Origin of the sequence: Noviherbaspirillum sp. (genome assembly GCF_035254685.1) — a bacterium.
Taxonomy (GTDB): Bacteria; Pseudomonadota; Gammaproteobacteria; order Burkholderiales; family Burkholderiaceae_D; genus Noviherbaspirillum.
Window position 1 is genome coordinate 119,445 of the sequence record NZ_DATFAI010000037.1, and the last position, 19,271, is coordinate 138,715.

General features: G+C 58.9%; 16 protein-coding genes. 7 read left to right on the forward strand and 9 right to left on the reverse strand.

The window, feature by feature from the left end; translation table 11 throughout:
- The 4 genes from VJ698_RS16650 to dapC all read right to left on the reverse strand — a co-directional run bounded on the left by VJ698_RS16650 (window position 1) and on the right by dapC (window position 3,670).
- Window positions 1-354 carry an ArsC family reductase gene (locus tag VJ698_RS16650; RefSeq protein ID WP_324103906.1) on the reverse strand — a complete coding sequence of 118 codons (354 nt, stop codon included), beginning with the start codon at window positions 352-354 and terminating at the stop codon, window positions 1-3.
- Window positions 355-358: 4 nt separating this feature from the next.
- Window positions 359-1,495, reverse strand: coding sequence for a PilT/PilU family type 4a pilus ATPase (locus VJ698_RS16655; RefSeq protein ID WP_324103907.1), 1,137 nt, complete (start codon window positions 1,493-1,495; stop codon window positions 359-361).
- A 106-nt stretch (window positions 1,496-1,601) separates the two neighbouring features.
- The gene (gene dapD, locus VJ698_RS16660; protein ID WP_324103908.1) at window positions 1,602-2,426 is read right to left on the reverse strand and encodes a 2,3,4,5-tetrahydropyridine-2,6-dicarboxylate N-succinyltransferase; all 825 of its coding nucleotides are present in this window, start codon (window positions 2,424-2,426) and stop codon (window positions 1,602-1,604) included.
- A gap of 26 nt (window positions 2,427-2,452) precedes the next feature.
- The gene (dapC, locus tag VJ698_RS16665; RefSeq protein WP_324103909.1) at window positions 2,453-3,670 is read right to left on the reverse strand and encodes a succinyldiaminopimelate transaminase; all 1,218 of its coding nucleotides are present in this window, start codon (window positions 3,668-3,670) and stop codon (window positions 2,453-2,455) included.
- Window positions 3,671-3,859: 189 nt separating this feature from the next.
- On the opposite strand from dapC, the gene smc reads away from it, so the two are divergent.
- Window positions 3,860-7,390, forward strand: a complete 3,531-nt coding sequence (smc, locus tag VJ698_RS16670; protein ID WP_324103910.1) for a chromosome segregation protein SMC — start codon at window positions 3,860-3,862, stop codon at window positions 7,388-7,390.
- Window positions 7,391-7,459: 69 nt separating this feature from the next.
- Here the strand turns inward: smc and VJ698_RS16675 are convergent, their stop codons facing one another.
- Together VJ698_RS16675 and VJ698_RS16680 are read right to left on the reverse strand one after the other, a co-directional pair.
- Window positions 7,460-7,825, reverse strand: a complete 366-nt coding sequence (locus VJ698_RS16675; protein WP_324103911.1) for a hypothetical protein — start codon at window positions 7,823-7,825, stop codon at window positions 7,460-7,462.
- Between the two features lie 128 nt (window positions 7,826-7,953).
- Window positions 7,954-8,211 carry a hypothetical protein gene (locus VJ698_RS16680; protein ID WP_324103912.1) on the reverse strand — a complete coding sequence of 86 codons (258 nt, stop codon included), beginning with the start codon at window positions 8,209-8,211 and terminating at the stop codon, window positions 7,954-7,956.
- Between the two features lie 115 nt (window positions 8,212-8,326).
- On the opposite strand from VJ698_RS16680, the gene VJ698_RS16685 reads away from it, so the two are divergent.
- The 4 genes from VJ698_RS16685 to def are packed head-to-tail and all read left to right on the forward strand — an operon-like array spanning window position 8,327 to window position 12,890.
- Window positions 8,327-9,409 carry a cell division protein ZipA C-terminal FtsZ-binding domain-containing protein gene (locus VJ698_RS16685; RefSeq protein ID WP_324103913.1) on the forward strand — a complete coding sequence of 361 codons (1,083 nt, stop codon included), beginning with the start codon at window positions 8,327-8,329 and terminating at the stop codon, window positions 9,407-9,409.
- Between the two features lie 3 nt (window positions 9,410-9,412).
- Entirely contained in the window at window positions 9,413-11,485 is a 2,073-nt protein-coding gene (gene ligA, locus VJ698_RS16690) for an NAD-dependent DNA ligase LigA (RefSeq protein ID WP_414691179.1), read from the forward strand.
- Window positions 11,482-12,357 carry a UTP--glucose-1-phosphate uridylyltransferase GalU gene (galU, locus tag VJ698_RS16695; RefSeq protein WP_324103914.1) on the forward strand — a complete coding sequence of 292 codons (876 nt, stop codon included), beginning with the start codon at window positions 11,482-11,484 and terminating at the stop codon, window positions 12,355-12,357. The genes ligA and galU overlap by 4 nt, the downstream gene beginning before the upstream one ends.
- On the forward strand, window positions 12,354-12,890 hold the full coding sequence (def, locus tag VJ698_RS16700; protein WP_324103915.1) for a peptide deformylase: 537 nt from the start codon (window positions 12,354-12,356) through the stop codon (window positions 12,888-12,890). Before galU ends, def begins: the two co-directional genes overlap by 4 nt.
- A 21-nt stretch (window positions 12,891-12,911) precedes the next feature.
- Here the strand turns inward: def and VJ698_RS16705 are convergent, their stop codons facing one another.
- The 3 genes from VJ698_RS16705 to map are packed head-to-tail and all read right to left on the reverse strand — an operon-like array spanning window position 12,912 to window position 17,064.
- Window positions 12,912-13,658 (reverse strand): pseudouridine synthase, encoded by a 747-nt coding sequence (locus tag VJ698_RS16705; protein WP_324103916.1) that lies wholly within the window; start codon window positions 13,656-13,658, stop codon window positions 12,912-12,914.
- Between the two features lie 17 nt (window positions 13,659-13,675).
- Window positions 13,676-16,228: a [protein-PII] uridylyltransferase gene (locus VJ698_RS16710; protein ID WP_324103917.1), complete on the reverse strand. Its 2,553-nt coding sequence runs from the start codon at window positions 16,226-16,228 to the stop codon at window positions 13,676-13,678.
- Between the two features lie 2 nt (window positions 16,229-16,230).
- Window positions 16,231-17,064: a type I methionyl aminopeptidase gene (gene map, locus VJ698_RS16715; protein WP_324103918.1), complete on the reverse strand. Its 834-nt coding sequence runs from the start codon at window positions 17,062-17,064 to the stop codon at window positions 16,231-16,233.
- A gap of 241 nt (window positions 17,065-17,305) precedes the next feature.
- On the opposite strand from map, the gene rpsB reads away from it, so the two are divergent.
- Window positions 17,306-18,055, forward strand: a complete 750-nt coding sequence (gene rpsB, locus VJ698_RS16720) for a 30S ribosomal protein S2 (protein ID WP_324103919.1) — start codon at window positions 17,306-17,308, stop codon at window positions 18,053-18,055.
- A 127-nt stretch (window positions 18,056-18,182) separates the two neighbouring features.
- On the forward strand, window positions 18,183-19,064 hold the full coding sequence (tsf, locus tag VJ698_RS16725; protein WP_324103920.1) for a translation elongation factor Ts: 882 nt from the start codon (window positions 18,183-18,185) through the stop codon (window positions 19,062-19,064).
- The last annotated feature ends 207 nt before the right edge of the window (window positions 19,065-19,271 follow it).

Sequence of the window (19,271 nt, forward strand, 5' to 3'; positions counted from 1 at the left end):
TTACTTCTTGAAAATCTGTTGGTAAAGTTCGTCGGAGAAGCCGACATGCGTGTGGCCGCCGATGCTCAGTACAGGTCGTTTGATCACGGAGGGAGATTCGAGCATCAGGTCGGCCGCGCTTGCGCCATCCTTGACTGCAGTCTTGCGTTCATCGCTCAGGCCGCGCCAGGTGGTGCCTTTCCGGTTGACCAGCACATCCCAGGCCACGTCGGTGAGCCAGCCCTCGATCACGGCGCGGTCGATGCCAGCCTTTTTGAAATCATGGAACGAATACGCAATGCCATTCCGCTCAAGCCAGGTGCGTGCTTTCTTGACCGTGTCGCAATTGGGGATGCCGTAGAGGATGGTCGCCATTGCATCAAACGTTCAGCGTGAATTCGGTGAAGGTCGGGCCCTCATCCTTCTTCGGTTCGGGCTCGGGCGGCGCCTGTTTCGTGGTCTCCGCATTGTTGAGCAACCAGTAGAGATTGGTCGCGGAATCGGCGTTTGCCAGGCCTTCTTCCTGCGTGATCACGCCATCCTTGATCATCTGCATGAGCGCCTGCTCGAAGGTCTGCGAGCCGGGCGACATACTCTTTTCAAGCGCTTCCTTGATCTGCCCGATCTCTCCCGCCTCGATCAGTTCGGCGATATGCCGTGTGTTCACGAGCACTTCGACTGCCGCGCGGCGCGACTGGTTGACCGCCATCACGAGACGCTGGGAAATGATCGCCTTGATGGTCGCAGCCAGGTCGGGAAGCAGCGACGGACGGTTTTCCAGCGGGTAGAAATTGATGATGCGGTTCAGCGCATGGTAGCTGTTGTTCGCGTGCAGAGTCGCGACAACCAGGTGGCCCGATTGCGCATAGGCGAGCGCGGAAGCCATCGTGTCCTTGTCGCGAATTTCGCCGATCAGGATGCAGTCCGGCGCCTGGCGCAGCGCGTTCTTGAGGGCGATCTTCAGGCTTTCCGCATCGATGCCGATCTCGCGCTGGTTCACGATCGACTTCTTGTTGGAAAACAGGAATTCGATCGGATCCTCAAGCGTCAGGATGTGACCGGTCTTCATCGCGTTGCGATGGTCGAGCATCGCCGCAATCGTGGTCGACTTGCCCGAGCCGGTGGCGCCGACCACGAGGATCAGGCCGCGCTTCTCCATGATGATGTCCGCCAGCACGGGCGGAACATGCAGGTCGGCCAGCCTGGGGATATCGCCCGGAATGTAGCGGAACACGGCGGAGATGCTGCCGCGCTGGCGGAATGCCGAAAGGCGGAAGCTGCCGAGGCCCCTAACCGGAATACCCATGTTCAGTTCGTTGTGGGCTTCCAGTTCCTGCATTTGCGCTTCGGACACGACCTCGCCGAGCAGCGTCTTGATGGTCGCGTTGTCCATTGCCTGCTGGTTGATCGGGAGCAGGTGGCCGTTGATCTTGATGTGGATCGGCGAGGCCACGGTCATGAACAGGTCCGATGCCTTCTTGTCTTTCATCAACTGGAACAAGCGGTCCATTGCCATGATGCGCTCCATCTAAAATTTTGCGGAAGGGCGCATGCCGCTTCCGCATCGGTGTCGGCCTCTCCCAAGAGGGGCTTGGGGAGAAGCTACTGCGCCTGATTAAAAATTACGCTTCACGCAACAGCTCGTTGATGCCGGTCTTCGCACGCGTCTGCGCGTCGACGCGCTTCACGATGATCGCCGCATACAGGTTGTACTTGCCGCCGTCTCGCGGCAGGGAGCCGCTGATCACAACCGATCCTGCAGGCACGCGGCCATAGGTGGTTTCGCCGGTGGTGCGATCATAGATCGGCGTGCTCTGGCCGATGTACACGCCCATCGAGATCACAGAATTTTCTTCGATGATGACGCCTTCCACGATTTCCGAGCGCGCGCCAATGAAGCAGTTGTCTTCGATGATGGTCGGGTTGGCCTGCATCGGTTCGAGCACGCCACCGATGCCGACGCCGCCGGACAGGTGCACATTCTTGCCGATCTGCGCGCAGGAACCGACGGTGGCCCAGGTGTCGACCATCGTGCCTTCGTCCACGTAGGCGCCGATGTTCACGTAAGAAGGCATCAGCACCACGTTCCTGCCGATAAAGCTGCCGCGCCGAGCCACCGCCGGCGGCACCACGCGGAATCCGCCCTTGGCGAAGTCTTCAGCGGTGTAGTTGGCGAACTTGGTCGGCACCTTGTCGTAGAACTGCATGCTGCCGGCCGGCATCGGAACATTGTCCTCGAGGCGGAACGACAACAGTACTGCCTTCTTCACCCACTGATTGACGTGCCAGCTGCCGCCGTCTTTCTGCGCCACGCGCAGCGTCCCGTGGTTCAGTTGCTCCAGCACCTGGGCGACGGCGTCGCGCACTTCGGCGGGTGCCGACTTCGGGGAGAAATTGGCGCGGTCTTCCCACGCCTGGTCGATGATCTGTTGAAGTTGCTGAGTCATGTCGAGTATTTTTTGAAGTTGAAGGATTACGATAATTTTCTTGTGAATGCGACAATGCGGCGCGCAGCTTCCAGACATTCGTCGACTTCGGCCACCAAGGCCATGCGAATGCGGTTCTGCCCGGGATTCACGCCGTGCGCCTCGCGGGCAAGATAGCTTCCCGGCAACACGGTCACATTATATTCGGCGTACAGGCGTCGGGCGAATTCTGTATCGGAGATTCCACCGTATCTGTCGACCTTCGCCCACAGGTAGAAACCAGCGTCCGGCAGGGACACGTCCAGGACTTCGGCCAGCACCGGGGTTACCTGGTTGAACTTCGCGATGTACTTCGCGCGGTTCTCGATGACGTGCTGTTCGTCGTTCCAGGCAGCGACCGATGCGGCCTGGATCGCGGGGCTCATCGCGCTGCCATGGTAGGTGCGGTACAGCAAGAATTTCTTCATGATCTCCGCGTCGCCGGCGACGAAGCCCGAACGCATGCCGGGAACATTGGAACGCTTGGACAGGCTGGAAAACGAGATGAGTCGCGGATAGCCGGTGCGACCCAGCTTGTGCGCCGCTTCCATCCCGCCGAGCGGCGGTTCGGATTTGAAATAGATCTCCGAGTAGCACTCGTCCGAGGCAATCACGAAACCGTAACGGTCCGACAGGTCGAACAGTTCCTTCCAGTCATCCAGATTCAGTACCGCGCCGGTCGGATTGCCCGGCGAGCAGATGTACAGGAGCTGCACGCGCGGCCAGATATCTGCGGGAACGCTCTTGTAGTCCGGCGCAAAATTGCGTGTCGGATCGGAATTGACGAAATATGGCTCTGCACCTGACAGATACGCTGCACCTTCGTAAATCTGGTAGAAGGGATTCGGGCACATGACGAGCGGGCCACCGCTCTCCGCGCGCCTGGTTGGGTCGATGATGGTTTGCGCCAGCGCGAACAGGGCTTCGCGCGAGCCATTCACCGGCAGGACCTGGGTCGCAGGATTCAGTGTTGGCAAGCCATAGCGGCGCTCCAGCCAGCCGGCAATTGCCGTCCTTAGCGCGTCCGAACCTGCCGTGCTCGGATAACTGGCCAGTCCGGCCAGGTTCTCGGTCAGCGCCTTCTGGATGAAAGGCGGCGTCGGATGCTTCGGCTCACCGATCCCGAGGCCGATAGGCGAATAGTCGGGATTGGGCGTCACCTGTGAAAACAGGAGCCGCAGCTTTTCGAATGGATAGGGTTGGAGCTTGTCTAAGAGCGGGTTCACGTTGATGGGAACGGAAGAAATGGATGGAAATGCAAATGGTAAAGGGCGAATTATACCGTTCGGGCATTGGCTACGCCTGTGAGTTACCGGTTCGAAAGTGCTGGTCCGCGAAGCTGAAATGATATGATAGGACGCTTTCGCGTGGGCAAATTCTCCGTCTGCCAACCCTAGTCAAGAACTGTCGATAACGTGCGTCTAACTTCTATCAAATTATCGGGATTCAAGTCGTTCGTTGATCCCACGAATTTCCAGGTTCCGGGCCAGTTGGTGGGCGTGGTTGGCCCGAACGGCTGCGGCAAGTCCAATATCATGGATGCGGTACGCTGGGTGCTCGGCGAGTCCAAGGCGTCGGAGCTGCGCGGCGAGTCGATGCAGGACGTCATCTTCAACGGCTCGACCAGTCGCAAGCCGGCCGGCCGCGCGTCGGTGGAACTGGTGTTCGACAACGCCGACGGACGTGCTGCCGGGCAATGGAGCCAGTATGCGGAGATTGCAGTCAAGCGTACGCTGACGCGCGACGGCACATCAACTTATTACATTAACAATCAGGCGGTGCGCCGGCGCGATATCCAGGATATCTTCCTGGGCACCGGCCTCGGCCCGCGCGCTTACGCGATCATCGGGCAGGGCATGATCTCGCGCATCATCGAAGCGCGCCCCGAAGACCTGCGCATTTTCCTCGAAGAAGCTGCCGGCGTATCGAAATACAAGGAACGCCGGCGCGAAACCGAAAACCGGCTGCAGGACACCCGCGAAAACCTGACGCGCGTCGAAGACATACTGCGCGAGCTGGGCGCCAATCTCGAAAAGCTGGAAGCACAGGCTGCCGTGGCACAGAAATTTCGCGAGCTGCAGGCCGACCAGGAGGAAAAGCAGAAACTGCTGTGGCTGCTGCGCAAGAACGAGGCGAAGGGAGAACAGGAGAAATTTTTCCGCGATATCGAAAGGGCGCAGACCGACCTCGAAGAGCAGACCGCCAAGCTGCGTCATATCGAAACCGAACTCGAGCACACCCGCCAGGCGCACTATGCAGCCGGCGACCGCATGCACACTGCGCAAGGACATCTGTACCAGACCAACTCCGAAATCGGCAGCCTGGAAGCGCAGATCAAGTTCGTCATCGAATCACGCAACCGCCTGCAAACGCAGCTCAATTCACTGTCCGCACAACGTGACCAGTGGCAGCGACAGGGGCAGCAACATCAGGACGACCTCGCCGAAGCCGAAATGCGCCTCGAAGAGCACGGCATGCGCGTCGAGCAGGCGCAGCACGCGGCACAGACACAGCACGACAATCTGCCAGCGCTGGAGCAGGCATGGCGCGAAGCGCAGCTCAGGACGACCGAATCGCGCGGCGCCATCATGCAGATCCAGCAGCAGATCGAACTTGAGTCCGCACATCAGCGCAATGCGTCGAACATCCTTGCCAACCTTGCCGCGCGGCGCGAGCGGCTGGCGCAGGAAAAGAATGGCATGGCCTTGCCGGATACGGCTCACCTGGCCAACCTGACGATGCAGTTGGAGGAAAAGCAGGCTGCGCTGGAAGAGGCGCGCGAGCAGCTGGAAGCCGCGCAGGAGCAGCAGCCCAGACTGGAAGAGGAACGACGCTCGGCCCAGGAGCAGCTGAACCGGGAAACCGCCAATAATGCGCAGCTCGAAGCGCGCCTCGCTGCGCTCAAGCAGCTCCAGGAAAACGTGCAGACCCAAGGCAAGGTCCAGCCCTGGCTCAAGAAGCACGAGCTCGGGGAACTGCCCCGCCTGTGGCAGAAACTGCATATCGACCAGGGCTGGGAAACGGCGCTGGAATCCGTCCTGCGCGAGCGCACGTCGGCGTTGGAAATGTCCAACCTCGACTGGGCGAAATCCTTTTTCAACGACGCGCCGCCGGCCAAGCTTGCGCTGTTCTCTCCGGGCGCCGCCGGGGTTGTCGTCGATATCGAGGCGCCTGTCGGCCTGAAGCCGTTCATCAACCTGCTGCAACTGAACGACCCCGGCCTGCGTGCCCTGATGCAGGACTGGCTGCACAACGTATTCATTGTGGAGGACTTCGTCGCGGCATTCGTCGATCGCGCCAAACTTCCGGTCGGCGGCTATTTCGTGACGAAGCAGGGGCATGTCATCAGCAAGTCGAGCGTGCGTTTCTATGCCTCGGATTCCGAGCAGGATGGCATGCTTGCGCGCCAGCAGGAAATCGACAACATCACCAAGCAGCTTCGTGCGCAGCACATGCTTGCCGAAGAGGCGAAGTCGCGCGCCGTCCGCGCCGAAGCCGTCTTGTCGCAAGCCATGCAGCGGCTGCAGGAGCTGCGCCAGCGCGTCACGCAGCTGACCCAGACCGCGCACAGCCTGCAGATCGACGTGATGAAACTTTCCGAGGTGCAGGAGCGGTTCAAACAACGTAGTTCGCAAATCGAATCCGACCTGGCCGAAATCGCTGCCCAGGAGGCCGAACAGCAGCAGGTCAAGGCCGAGTCGGAGGCGAAGTTCGAACAATTGGACATCGAACTGGCCGAGTTGCAGGAAAGCCATGAAAACGGTCAGACGGACTACCTTGCCAAGGAGCAGCAGCTCAACGATGCCCGCCAGCGCTTGCGCGATCTCGAGCGTGCGGCGCAGGAAGCCGAGTTCGCCGAGAAAGCGCATCGCAACAAGATCGAAGAACTCAAGCGCAGCATCGCCACGGCGCTGGAACAGTCGGCACAGTTGTTCGCCAGCATGGAGCAGGGGCAGCTGGAGCTGGAAAGCCTGGATGACCAGGCGGCGCAGGCAGGGCTGCAATCATTGCTGGAGAAGCGCACCGATCAGGAGCGCGCCCTGGCGGATGCACGGCATGAGCTGGACCAGCTTACGCAGAAGTTGCGCCATACGGAGGAAACGCGCCTGCAGGCAGAGCGCAGCCTCCAGCCGCAACGCGACCGCATCATGGAACTGCAGTTGAAGGAACAGGCTGCGCGCCTGAATTTCGAGCAATATGCGCAGCAGCTTGCCGAAGCGCAGGCGGACGAGGCTGCATTGTCGGAAAAACTCAATCCGGATACCCGGCCTTCATATCTGCAGGGGGAAGTGACACGCCTGACCAATGCGATTACGGCACTGGGGCCAGTCAATCTCGCGGCGCTGGACGAACTCGCCCAGGCCTCCGAGCGCAAGAATTTCCTCGACGCACAGCACGCCGACCTGACGGAGGCCATTACCACGCTGGAAGATGCCATCAACAAGATCGACAAGGAAACGCGCGACTTGCTGCAGGATACCTTCGACAAGGTCAACAGGCATTTCGGCGAGCTGTTCCCGGTCCTGTTCGGCGGTGGTAATGCGAAGCTGATCATGACCGGCGAAGAGATCCTCGATTCCGGCGTGCAAGTAATGGCGCAGCCGCCGGGCAAGAAGAATGCGACCATTCATTTGTTGTCGGGCGGCGAGAAGGCGCTGACGGCAACCGCGCTGGTGTTCTCCATGTTCCAGTTGAACCCCGCGCCGTTCTGCCTGCTCGATGAGGTGGATGCACCGCTGGACGATGCCAACACTGAGCGCTTCTGCAACATGGTCAAGCGCATGTCTTCGCAAACGCAGTTCCTGTTCATCTCGCACAACAAGATTGCCATGGAGATGGCCCAGCAGCTGATCGGCGTGACGATGCAGGAGCAGGGCGTTTCCCGGATCGTGGCCGTGGATATGGAATCCGCAGCGAACTTTGTGAGTGAAGCCCAGGCGGCGTAGCCGAGGAGTCGTTGACAGGTGATGGCGGGCGCGTTGGAACTGCAGCGGCCCGGTGCAGGGCCGAGTGAATCAGTTGCGGGCGGAACGGGCGAGCGCGGCACGCTTTTGGTAGTAAGCAACGTTCATCTGCGCCTCGCGTGCGCGTTGTTGTTCGACATCTGCACAGATGAGGTAATGTTCCTCCGCGCGCTGCAGCCACCAGTGATGGATGGAGCGGACAATTGGGGCGATCGAAAGCATGGCAAGCTCCTGAAGTTTGAATTCTTTCGTGCCGGAAATGTCAAACCGGTTTTGCTTCACGCGCATGGTCGTGCCGGAAGCGCGCGTCGGATGGCTGCTGCTGGCGGCTGCCTGGGCGCACACAGACGCTTCGGTTTGCTCGGCAGAGTTCCCAAAGGCGCGGGACATGGTTGCTGTTCCATGATCGAGTTCCATGCGTTTCTCCAGGTAGAAAGGACGTTTGATACGTTTCGTTCTCGTTTTGCCCAACGCGGGGGTGGCGGCGCAATACTTTGTTTCAAGAAATGTTTGCGTGCGGCTCCGGGGTTGTTGTTATTCTTTAGTCACCGAATGTGCCTTGCATTGATGATCGTCAACGGCCGGAATCCGGCAACACGGAAACGATCAATGCCTGGTGTACATTTTTCTTTGGAGCACGGTTTGATGGGGCTTCCGGCGTGGTGAGCGAGGCTATCCGGCTTGACAACTTTTCCAGTGACCACTACCCTGAGTCCCGGATTTCGACGGGCATCGCGCAGTCGCGATTTCGCCCCTTTTGCTTTTGTCCTGATGTTTTGATGGCGATGGATCAGAATCGTCATCTGTTAGCTGGATTTTCTAAATGATCCGATCTCTTTCCGCGGGATGGGCATGCGCCCATTCCTTCACCCGCGGCATCAACCGCGTCGTGATTTTTGACACTGGGGTACTAGCGGCATGACAGACCTCCAGGCAAGCTTGATGGCTATCGGCGGCGCGATCGTCGTCGGCGTCATCACCTACAACAAGTGGCAGGAATACAAGGCCAGGAAGAGCGTGCAACGTGCCTTTTCCTCCGAACACGACGACGTGCTGATGCATCCCGGCCCGACTCCGGTGGAAACCGACGGCGAGCGCCACGAGCCGACCTTTGTAGCAGAGTCGGCAGAGTCGGCGGAGCCCGCCGGTGTGACGGATGCCGGCGACGCTCCCGAGACAACCGTGCGGGAAGAAAAGCCGGCGCCAAGGGAACTGCCCATCGATGAACTGATCGATTGCGCGATTTCACTTGTGATCGAGGCTCCGGTGCGAGCTGAAAAAATTCTTTCCAAACTCCAATCATTGCGACATGTCGGAAGCAAGCCGGTGCATTTCATCGCGCAGCGGGAGGACGGCGAATGGGAGTCGGTCACCCACGGCGGCGTGTACTACGGCCTGTATGCGGGAGTGCAGCTTGCCAATCGCGGCGGTGCGCTGAACGAACTGGAGTATTCCGAACTGATCATGCGCCTGCGCCAGGTATGCGATGAAATCGACGCCGAGCCTGATGTGCCCGACATGACGGAAGTGATGGCACGCGCACGCAGCCTGAGCCAGTTCGTTTCGGAGTATGACGCACAGCTCAGCGTGAATGTGCAGGCAAAGAGCACTCCCTGGGCGATCAGCACCCTGCTCGCTGCGCTGGAGCGTCAGGGGTTTGATCTGCGGCCGGATGGCAGGTTGGTGATGCCCGATGGTGAAGGGGATATCCTGTTTTCCCTGTCGACCAATGTGACCTTGGCCGCCGAAACCACCTCGCGGCTCACCCTGCTGCTCGACGTGCCGCGCGTTGCGCCTTCGCGTGACGGCTTCGGAGCGATGATCGCCTGCGCGAAAATGCTCGCGGCGCGGCTGGATGGCGTGGTGGTCGACGACGGCAACCAGCCCTTGTCGGATGACGCATTGACGGAAATCGCCGATCAGGTCCGTGATTTCTACACGCAGATGGAAGCGGCAGGAATTACTGCCGGTTCGACCCGGGCCTTGCGCTTGTTCAGTTAAGCCATGGAGCCAGATCTGTCTTCAACCCCGGGCACGTCGGACATGCCGCCGAACCCGGAAGCAAATCACTGGCAGGAGCGCGCGGCCTGGCTGAAGGCGGAGCTCAACCGGCACAGCCATGCCTACTACGTGCTCGACAATCCGACCATTCCGGATGCCGAATACGACAAGATGTTCCGCGAACTGGTTGCCCTTGAGCAGGCACATCCGGACCTGATTACTTCCGATTCTCCCACGCAACGCGTCGGAGGCAAGCCCTTGCCGCAATTCGAACAGGTGCGGCATTCGGTCCCGATGCTGTCATTGAATAACGCGTTTGACGACGAAGAGGTCATCGGTTTCGACCGTCGCGTACGCGAAGGACTGCAAGCCACAGGGGAAGTCGACTACTCGACAGAACTCAAGTTCGACGGACTTGCCATCAGCGTTCGCTACGAAGACGGCGTCCTGGTGCAGGCGGCCACGCGCGGCGACGGCATGACCGGAGAGAATGTGACGCCCAATATCCGTACCGTGCGCGCCATGCCGCTTCGCCTGCATACTAAGCATCCGCCAAAAGTCCTTGAAGTGCGCGGCGAAGTGCTGATGTACAAATCCGATTTTGCAAGGCTCAACGAACGGCAGCGCGATGCCGAGCAAAAGGAGTTCGCCAATCCACGCAACGCAGCGGCTGGCAGCCTGCGTCAGCTTGATTCCAGGATTACTGCGCAACGCGCGTTGCGGTTTTTCGCGTATGGCATCGGTGCCCTGGAAGGCGCCGAGATGCCCGCTTCACATTCCGGGTTGCTGGATTGGTATGCTACGCTCGGCCTGCCGGTCTGCCAGGAGCGTGCGGTGGTGAAGGGCGCGCATGGTCTGCTCGAGTTTTTCAGGAGCATTGGGGCCAAGCGCAAGGATCTGCCCTACGACATTGACGGTGTCGTGTACAAGGTGAACAGGATCGAGCAACAGCGCACACTCGGCTTTGTGTCGCGCGCACCGCGCTTTGCGCTGGCGCACAAGTTTCCGGCCGAAGAGGCGATGACCGTGTTGCAGGACATTGATGTGCAGGTCGGACGCACCGGAGCGATTACGCCGGTTGCACGCCTCGCGCCGGTATTCGTCGGCGGCGTGACCGTAACCAATGCGACGCTGCATAATGAGGACGAGGTCCATCGCAAGGATATCCGGATCGGTGATACCGTCATTGTGCGCCGCGCGGGTGACGTCATTCCCGAAGTGGTTTCCTATGTTCCCGAGTTGCGCCCGGCGCATACCCGCAAGTTCGTGATGCCGTCAGCATGTCCGGTCTGCGGCTCACCGATCATCCGCCCCGAGGACGAAGCGATTGCGCGCTGTTCCGGCGGTTGGGTGAAGTGCCCGGCGCAGCGCAAGGGCGGTCTGCTGCATTTTGTGTCCCGTCGCGCCATGGATATCGAAGGCTTCGGCGAACAATTGATCGATCAACTGGTCGACAAGCACATCATCACGACGGCAGCCGACCTGTACAAGCTCGGCTTCACGGCGTTGGCCGAACTCGACCGGATGGCGGAGAAGTCGGCTCAGAACGTTCTGAATGCGCTGGAAAAATCCAAGTCGACCACGCTTGCCCGCTTCGTCTACGCATTGGGGATTCGCCATGTCGGAGAAGCGACGGCAAAGGAACTGGCGCGCCATTTTGGCAGCCTTGATGCCTTGCTGGGCGCGTCGGAGGAGCAGTTGCTGGAGGTGGCGGATATCGGCCCGGTAGTGGCACGTTCCATCATGACGTTCCTGTCCGATCCGATGAATCGCGAGCTGATCGAGCAACTGCGCGCGGCCGGCGTCCACTGGAGCGAAAACGCAGGTTCTGCCAGCGAGGCCAAGCCTTTTCAGGGTAAGACCTTTGTCCTTACCGGAACGCTTCCGACCATGACGCGTGACGAGGCTGCCGCAAAGATCGAGGCAGCAGGTGGCAAGGTGGCGGGTTCGGTGTCGAAGAAGACGAGCTACGTTGTCGCAGGCGAGGAAGCCGGGAGCAAACTGGCCAAGGCGCAGGAACTTGGCGTGAACATTCTTGACGAGAAGGGTTTATTGCGATTGCTGGAAGAAAGATGAAAACAATCAAGAAAGCCGTATTCCCCGTCGCAGGACTAGGAAGCCGTTTCCTTCCCGCGACAAAGGCGCAGCCGAAGGAGATGCTTCCCATCGTCGACAAGCCACTGATCCAGTACGCGGTGGAAGAAGCGGTGGCCGCTGGCATCACCGACCTTGTGTTCATTACCGGCCGAAACAAGCGCGCCATCGAAGACCATTTCGACACGGCATATGAACTCGAAGCCGAGCTTGAGGCAAGCGGGAAGACGGCATTGCTTGAAGTGGTTCGTGGCGCCATTCCAAAGGGGATCAAGTGCATCTACATTCGCCAGTCGGCCCCGCTCGGGCTTGGGCATGCGGTGCTATGCGCACGGCCGGTAATCGGTGATGACCCTTTCGCCGTATTGCTTGCCGATGACCTGATGGATGTCGATGCCGGAGAAAAACCGGTGCTGGCGCAGATGACCGAGATCTACAAGCAGGAAAGGACCAGCCTCCTGGCCGTGCAGGAAGTGCCGCGCGCGGAAACCTCGCAATACGGTATCGTCAGTGTCACGCCATACAAGCCAAACCTCGATCGCGTCAACAACATCGTGGAGAAACCCTCTCCCGAAACCGCACCGTCGACCCTTGCCGTAGTCGGCCGCTATGTCCTGGACAACAGGATTTTCGACTTCCTTGAAGGCCTGGGCAAGGGTGCTGGCGGAGAGATACAGCTCACCGATGGCATCGCTGCATTGATGAAATCGGAGCAGGTACTGGCGTATCGCTATGCTGGCCGTCGTTTCGATTGCGGCTCGAAACTCGGCTACCTCCAGGCAACCGTGTCCATGGGATTGAAACACCCCCAGATGGGCAAGGCGTTTGCAGATTACCTGGACCAGCTGAAATGAGCGTCAGGGAAATTCTGCGCATGGGCGATCCGCGACTGCTGCGGCAGGCCGAGTCGGTATCGCAGTTCGGCACGCGTGAGCTGGATCAGCTCATCGAAGACATGTTCGATACGATGCACGCTGCAAATGGTGCAGGGCTCGCGGCACCGCAGATCGGCGTCAACCTGCAGCTCGTGATTTTCGGATTCGGACAGAATGCGCGCTACCCCGACGCGCCGTCGGTGCCGGAGACTGTGCTGATCAATCCGAGCCTCAAACCTCTCTCGGAAGAAATGGAGGAGGGTTGGGAGGGATGCCTGTCCGTACCTGGTCTGCGAGGCGTGGTGCCGCGCTGGACCCGGCTTCATTACGAGGGCGTCGACCAGCATGGCCATGCCATCGTCCGCGACGTGGAGGGCTTTCATGCACGCGTGGTGCAGCATGAATGCGATCATTTGGCAGGGATCCTGTATCCGATGCGGATCAGGGACTTTTCACGTTTCGGCTACACCGATATCCTGTTTCCGGGGCTGGACGCTGCAAAAGAGGACTAGCATCGCACTAACTGCCCCCGGCTAGAATTTTTCATCCGGGCGAAGATAGCGCCACTGCCCGGTTGGCAAGTCGCCCAGGCTGACCCGACCGATACGGACGCGTTTCAGTCCGAGCACCTTCAGTCCGACCGCTTCGCACATGCGGCGGATCTGCCTTTTCTTTCCCTCGCGCAGGATGAAGTCGAGCTGGTCGTCATTTTGCCAGCGCACCTTCGCCGGCAGCAGTTTCTTGCCATCCAGCGACAAGCCGTGATTCAGCAGCTTGAGGTCGGCGTCCGGCAGCCTGCCCGGCTTCGTGTACTGAACGCGCACCAGGTATTCCTTCTCCACCGACGTATCTTCGCCAATCAATTGCTTCGCAATGCGACCATCCTGCGTCAGCACCAGCAAGCCCACTGAATCGATGTCGAGCCGTCCGGCTGGAACCAGGCTGCGCAACTGGCTCGGTTGGAATTTCAACGGCGCCTTGTCTTCTTTCCAGCGTGTGCCGGCATTGACGAGCGTGACAGCGGGCTTGTAACCATCCTCAGCCTGCCCGCTGACGTAACCGACCGGCTTGTTGATGAGGATCGTGACCCGGCGTGCCTGTTCTGCGCTCGCTTGGCGTTCGACCGTAATCCGTTGATTCGGCAGGACCTTGCTGCCGAGTTCCGAAACAATTACGCCATCCACACGCACCCAGCCCCGTTCGATCCACTCGTCGGCCTCGCGGCGCGAGCAGAGGCCGAGTTCGGACATGCGTTTGGACAATCGGACAAGTTCAGTCATGGCATTGGAATTAAAAGCTAGACGCGCAGTGCTTCGAGCAGATCCGTCTCGAGCTGGATCTGACTGCGCGCATTGTTCAGCACCGGCCCGTCGACCAAGAAAACGTCTTCGACGCGTTCGCCCAGTGTCATGATCTTGGCGGTATGAAGGTTGATCTTGTACTTCGCCAGCACGTTCGCAATCGAATACAGCAACCCGTTACGGTCATTGGCGGAGACTGAAAGCAGGTAGTACTGCCCTCGCTCGTCTGGACGCAGATCCACTGTCGGCGTGATCGGAAAGGTACGCGACAGGCGTGACAGGCGACCCTTGGTCGGCGGCGGAAGTTCCGCGTGCGACTTCAGCAATTCGGTCAGCTCATGTTCGATCAGGCTGATGATGTCGCGATAACTGTTTGCGAAAGCCGGCTCGGTAACGAGGAAGGTATCGAGGGCATACCCGTTCTTCGTGGTATGGATCTTCGCATCGAGGATGCTGAAGTTTTTCCTGTCGAAGTAGCTGCAGATGCGCGCGAACAGGTCCGGCTGATCCTTCACGTAGACGGCAACCTGCACGCCTTCCCCGATCGGCGCAAGGCGACACTTTACGACCGGGTGAGCATTGTCGGTCTTGTTGAACAGCGAACGCGTCTGCCACGCGATATCCGATGCGTCATGACGCAGGAAGTAGGCAACATCCAACTGGCGCCACAAGCGCTCGTGAGCGCTCTCGGGCAAGCCATACAGGCGCAGGGTCTTGAGGGCGGCCTCCTGTCGGTTCTTCAGCTCGTGATCCGTCGACGGGTGTTCGCCGCCGATGACACGCAGGGTCATCCTGTAGAGGTCTTCCAGCAGCTTGCCTTTCCATGCATTCCAGACCTTTGGGCTGGTGCCGCGGATATCGGCGACCGTCAGCAGATAGAGCGCGGTGAGATGCCGTTCATCCTTGACCAGGTTTGCGAAATTCCGGATGACATCGGGATCTGACAAGTCCTGTTTCTGCGCGACCTGTGACATCGACAGATGATGCTGCACGAGGAATACCACGAGCGCGGTGTCTTCCCTCGACAGCCCATGGTCCTTGCAGAAACGCCGCGCATCGGCCATGCCAAGCGTGGAATGGTCGCCCTTGCGCCCCTTGGCGATGTCATGGAACAGTGCGGCGATGTACAGCAGCCAGGGCTGCGCGAAGTTGGCCATCAGCTGGCTGCAGAATGGGTATTCGTGCGCATGCTCCGTCATGGTGAAACGACGTACATTGCGCACCACCATCAGGATATGCTGGTCGACCGTATAGACATGGAACAGATCGTGCTGCATCTGGCCGACGATGCGACGGAAATTCGGCAGGTAGCGCCCGAGGACGCTGGTCTGGTTCATGCCGCGCAACGCATGGGTGATTCCCTGTGGTGCCTGCAGTATCTGCAGGAAGAGTGACCTGTTGGCCGGATCCCGCCGGAATTTGCCGTCGATCTTGAAGCGGGCATGCCAGAGCGCGCGCAGGGTTCGCGCTGTCATGCCTTTCAGTTCGGCATGCTGGGCGATCAGCAGGAAAACCTCGAGCATGGCCGAAGGCGTCGCCTCGAAGGTATTGTCCTGGGCGATGTCGATCAGGCCATTGATCGCGTTGAAACGTTCGTTGATCGGCTGCAGCGAGCCATGCTGCGGAAACAGTTGGGCTTCGATGTTCTGCAGCAGGATCGTATTGAGCTGGGTAACCGCCTTTGCTGCCCAGTAGTAGTGCTGCATCAAGTATTCGCTGGCGCGGCGTGTTTCGGTCGTCTTGAAGCCGAAGGTCTCAGCGATGGGCGTCTGCACGTCGAAGACGAGCCGGTCTTCGCGTCGCTGTGCGTGAATATGCAACCGGATCCGAATGTCTTTGAACACGCGCTCGTTCTGCATGAGCTGGCGCGCTTCCGTGGACGTGACCAGGCCGCGTTCGGCGAGCTTGCGCCAAGAATCGCCAAGTCCCGCGGCCTTGGCGACCCAGATGATCACCTGCAGGTCGCGCAGGCCACCCGGGCTTTCCTTGCAATTTGGTTCGAGGCTGTACGGCGTATCCTCGTACTTGGCATGGCGCTGCCGCATTTCCAGGGTTTTTGCCTGGAAAAACGCCTGCGGATTGATGGCAGCCGTGTGCCGGTCCTGGAGGAATTGGAACAGTTTGCGATTCCCGGTAACGAGCCGGGCTTCCAGCAGGCTGGTCTGGACAGTGATGTCGGCAGCGGATTCCGTCAGGCATTCATCCACTGTCCGGATGCTGTGCCCCATTTCCAGCCCGATATCCCAGAACAGCTGGACCAGTTCCTCCAGTGTGCCCTGAAGCTGCGCGTCCGCAGCGGATTCCAGCAGGATGAGCACGTCCACGTCGGAATGCGGAAATAGCTCTCCACGTCCGTATCCGCCAACGGCCACGAGTGCCGCGCTGGAAGGCATCCCAAACGCTTCCCAGGCGTGAATCAGGGCAGCGTCGACGTTATGGCGAAGCTGCTTGAGCAGTTTTTCCGGTTTTCCGTCGGCCTGGAAGGCGTGGATGGCTGCTTGGCGCTCGCTCTTCAGCTGCTCTTTGAGCGTCAATGCAAGAGACGCCATCGCTAGATTTCAATAGTTTGGGGCGCGGAGGATTGCGGGATGAAGGCGGGCGGCGCAGGCATGCCGGGCGAAATCGTCAGGACTTCGTACCCGGTTTCAGTCACCAGCACGGTATGCTCCCACTGTGCGGACAGGCTGCGATCCTTGGTCTTGATCGTCCAGCCGTCACCCATTTCGCGGATCTCACGGCGTCCGGAGTTGATCATCGGCTCGATCGTGAAAATCATGCCGGCGCGCAATTCTTCCAGGGTACCTGGGCGACCATAATGCAGCACTTGCGGTTCCTCATGGAACACCTTGCCGATGCCATGGCCGCAGAATTCACGGACCACGCTATAGCCAGCCTTCTCTGCATATTGCTGGATGACATGGCCGATATCGCCGAGATGTGCTCCCGGCTTCACCTTGGAAATACCCAGCCACATGCACTCGAACGTGATTTCCGTCAGCCTCTTGGCAAGAATTGACGGCTCGCCCGCGTAGAACATACGGCTCGTGTCGCCGTGATATCCATCCTTGATGACTGTGATGTCTATGTTGACGATATCGCCGTTTTTCAGCACCTTGTCGCCCGGAATTCCATGGCACACCACGTCATTGACCGAGGTGCAGGTTGCCTTCGGATAGGGGGTGTAGCCGGGAGGGCAGTAGTTGAGGGGGGCAGGGATGGTGCCCTGTACATTGACCATGTATTCATGGCAAAGACGGTCAAGTTCACCAGTTGTCACGCCAGGCTTGACATGCGGCGCGATAAAATCGAGCACCTCCGCCGCGAGTCTCCCCGCGATACGCATGCCTTTGATATCGTCTTCAGTTTTGATGGAGATGGAACCCATAGAGCAAGCCACACACGCCAGAAGGCGTAAATAATAATTAATCTCAGATTATAGACGACCTGCGCGCTGTTCGCTTGGATTGGGTGGTCGCACAGCTTGAATAAGTACGCAAATCTGGGGTAGAATCTTGGGTTAGCTTGAAACGACTTCAAGTGAAACACTTTTCTGAAATCGCGAATCCGGTCCCAAAGGGTGCCCGAAGGGTGACTGACCGGATTCCAGACCTAACCCTGGAGATATTATGTCCGTTACCATGCGTGAAATGCTGGAAGCCGGTGTTCATTTCGGCCACCAAACCCGCTTCTGGAACCCCAAGATGGCCCCGTACATTTTCGGTCATCGCAACAAAATTCATATCGTCAACCTGGAAAAAACCCTGGGGATGTACCAGGAGGCGATGAAATACGTTCGCCAGCTGGCGGCCAACCGCGGCACCATCCTGTTTGTCGGCACCAAGCGTCAGGCACGCGAAATCCTGGCTGCAGAAGCACAGCGCGCAGGGATGCCCTACGTTGATCAACGCTGGCTGGGCGGCATGCTGACCAACTTCAAGACCATCAAGACTTCAATCAAGCGCCTGAAGGACATGGAAGCCGCGATCGAAGACGGTTCGGTTGAGAAGATGAGCAAGAAAGAAGGCCTGATGTTCCAGCGCGAGATGGAAAAACTGCAGAAGTCCATCGGCGGCATCAAGGACATGAACGGCATCCCGGATGCGATCTTCGTGATTGACGTCGGCTACCACAAGGGCGCAGTCACCGAGGCAGGCAAGCTCGGCATCCCGGTTATCGGTGTAGTCGACACCAACCATTCTCCCGAAGGCGTGACCTACGTCATCCCGGGCAACGATGACTCCTCCAAGGCGATCACCCTCTACGCACGTGGCGTGGCTGACGCGATCCTTGAAGGTCGTGCGAATGCGACCAGCGAAGTCCTGGAGGCCGTGAAGGGCGGAGCGGACGAATTCGTCGAGGTCAACGAACAGGCATAAGGCCCTGTGCCCTGAATGTCGGGCTTCAAAAAGGGGCAACAGAGGTTCGCCCCTTTTTTTTAGGCGGCTTGAACGTATTTTGATTGAACGCGTCGGATATGACGCTCACTGAATTGAGGAGAAAGACATGGCGGCAATTACCGCAGCGATGGTTGGCGAACTGCGCGCAAAGACTGACGCGCCGATGATGGAATGCAAGAAGGCATTGACCGAAGCCGATGGTGACATGGTGCGTGCCGAAGAAATCCTGCGCGTAAAGCTGGGCAGCAAGGCTTCGAAGGCGGCTTCCCGCGTGACCGCGGAAGGCGTCGTGGCAGTTCATATCTCGGGCGGTGTCGGTGCGATCATCGAAGTCAACTGTGAAACCGATTTCGTGACCAAGAACGACGATTTCATCGAGATGACAAAATTGGCAGCCAAGCTGGTTGCCGAGAAGAACCCGGCCGACGTGGCGGCTCTGGGAGCGCTGCCGGTTGATGGCAAGACGCTGGAAGAAGTCCGCTCTGCGCTGGTCGGCAAGATCGGTGAAAACATGACTTTCCGTCGCTTCAAGCGTTATGAAACCGGCGCCAAACTGACCTCCTATCTGCACGGCACCCGCATTGGTGTGATGGTCGAGTATGAAGGTGCGGACGAGCAGGTCGGTAAGGACGTCGCAATGCATATCGCAGCGATGAAGCCGGTTGCCTTGTCGAGCAGCGACGTGCCGGCCGACTTGATCGAAAAAGAGCGTTCGATCGCAACGCAAAAAGCAGCAGAATCCGGCAAGCCGGCCGATATCGTTGCGAAGATGGTTGAGGGCTCCGTGCAGAAGTACCTGAAGGAGGTTTCGCTTCTTAACCAGCCGTTCGTCAAGAACGACAAGCAGACCGTCGAACAGATGCTGAAGTCAGCCAACACGACTGTGAAAGCGTTCACGCTGTATGTGGTCGGCGAAGGCATCGAGAAGAAACAGGATGACTTTGCCGCAGAGGTTGCAGCACAGGTTGCAGCAGCCAAGCAGGCATAAGCAAAAAGAAGCGGGCCGAAAGGCCCGTTTTTCTAGGTAATCCAAATTACCTGGAGGCGAAGTTTTCGTATTTTAGAACGCCAGACTTAATGTTGCTTTATTGGGAATATAGATATTTTCACCGAGAAACATAGTTTTACGTTTAGTCAATGCGAAAATGCGCCGGGAATACCGGATTTCATCTAATCTTTAGTCTCGGGATGGCTA

What these genes read in the sequence shown, in the direction of transcription:
- galU (WP_324103914.1), top strand. Translation starts at nt 11,482, where the DNA reads ATGAAAACAATCAAGAAAGCCGTATTCCCCGTCGCAGGACTAGGAAGC.
- dapD (WP_324103908.1), bottom strand. Translation starts at nt 2,426, where the DNA reads ATGACTCAGCAACTTCAACAGATCATCGACCAGGCGTGGGAAGACCGC.
- ligA (WP_414691179.1), top strand. Translation starts at nt 9,413, where the DNA reads ATGGAGCCAGATCTGTCTTCAACCCCGGGCACGTCGGACATGCCGCCG.
- VJ698_RS16655 (WP_324103907.1), bottom strand. Translation starts at nt 1,495, where the DNA reads ATGGCAATGGACCGCTTGTTCCAGTTGATGAAAGACAAGAAGGCATCG.
- VJ698_RS16675 (WP_324103911.1), bottom strand. Translation starts at nt 7,825, where the DNA reads ATGGAACTCGATCATGGAACAGCAACCATGTCCCGCGCCTTTGGGAAC.
- map (WP_324103918.1), bottom strand. Translation starts at nt 17,064, where the DNA reads ATGGGTTCCATCTCCATCAAAACTGAAGACGATATCAAAGGCATGCGT.
- VJ698_RS16710 (WP_324103917.1), bottom strand. Translation starts at nt 16,228, where the DNA reads ATGGCGTCTCTTGCATTGACGCTCAAAGAGCAGCTGAAGAGCGAGCGC.
- VJ698_RS16705 (WP_324103916.1), bottom strand. Translation starts at nt 13,658, where the DNA reads ATGACTGAACTTGTCCGATTGTCCAAACGCATGTCCGAACTCGGCCTC.
- def (WP_324103915.1), top strand. Translation starts at nt 12,354, where the DNA reads ATGAGCGTCAGGGAAATTCTGCGCATGGGCGATCCGCGACTGCTGCGG.
- VJ698_RS16650 (WP_324103906.1), bottom strand. Translation starts at nt 354, where the DNA reads ATGGCGACCATCCTCTACGGCATCCCCAATTGCGACACGGTCAAGAAA.
- VJ698_RS16680 (WP_324103912.1), bottom strand. Translation starts at nt 8,211, where the DNA reads ATGACGATTCTGATCCATCGCCATCAAAACATCAGGACAAAAGCAAAA.
- rpsB (WP_324103919.1), top strand. Translation starts at nt 17,306, where the DNA reads ATGTCCGTTACCATGCGTGAAATGCTGGAAGCCGGTGTTCATTTCGGC.
- tsf (WP_324103920.1), top strand. Translation starts at nt 18,183, where the DNA reads ATGGCGGCAATTACCGCAGCGATGGTTGGCGAACTGCGCGCAAAGACT.
- VJ698_RS16685 (WP_324103913.1), top strand. Translation starts at nt 8,327, where the DNA reads ATGACAGACCTCCAGGCAAGCTTGATGGCTATCGGCGGCGCGATCGTC.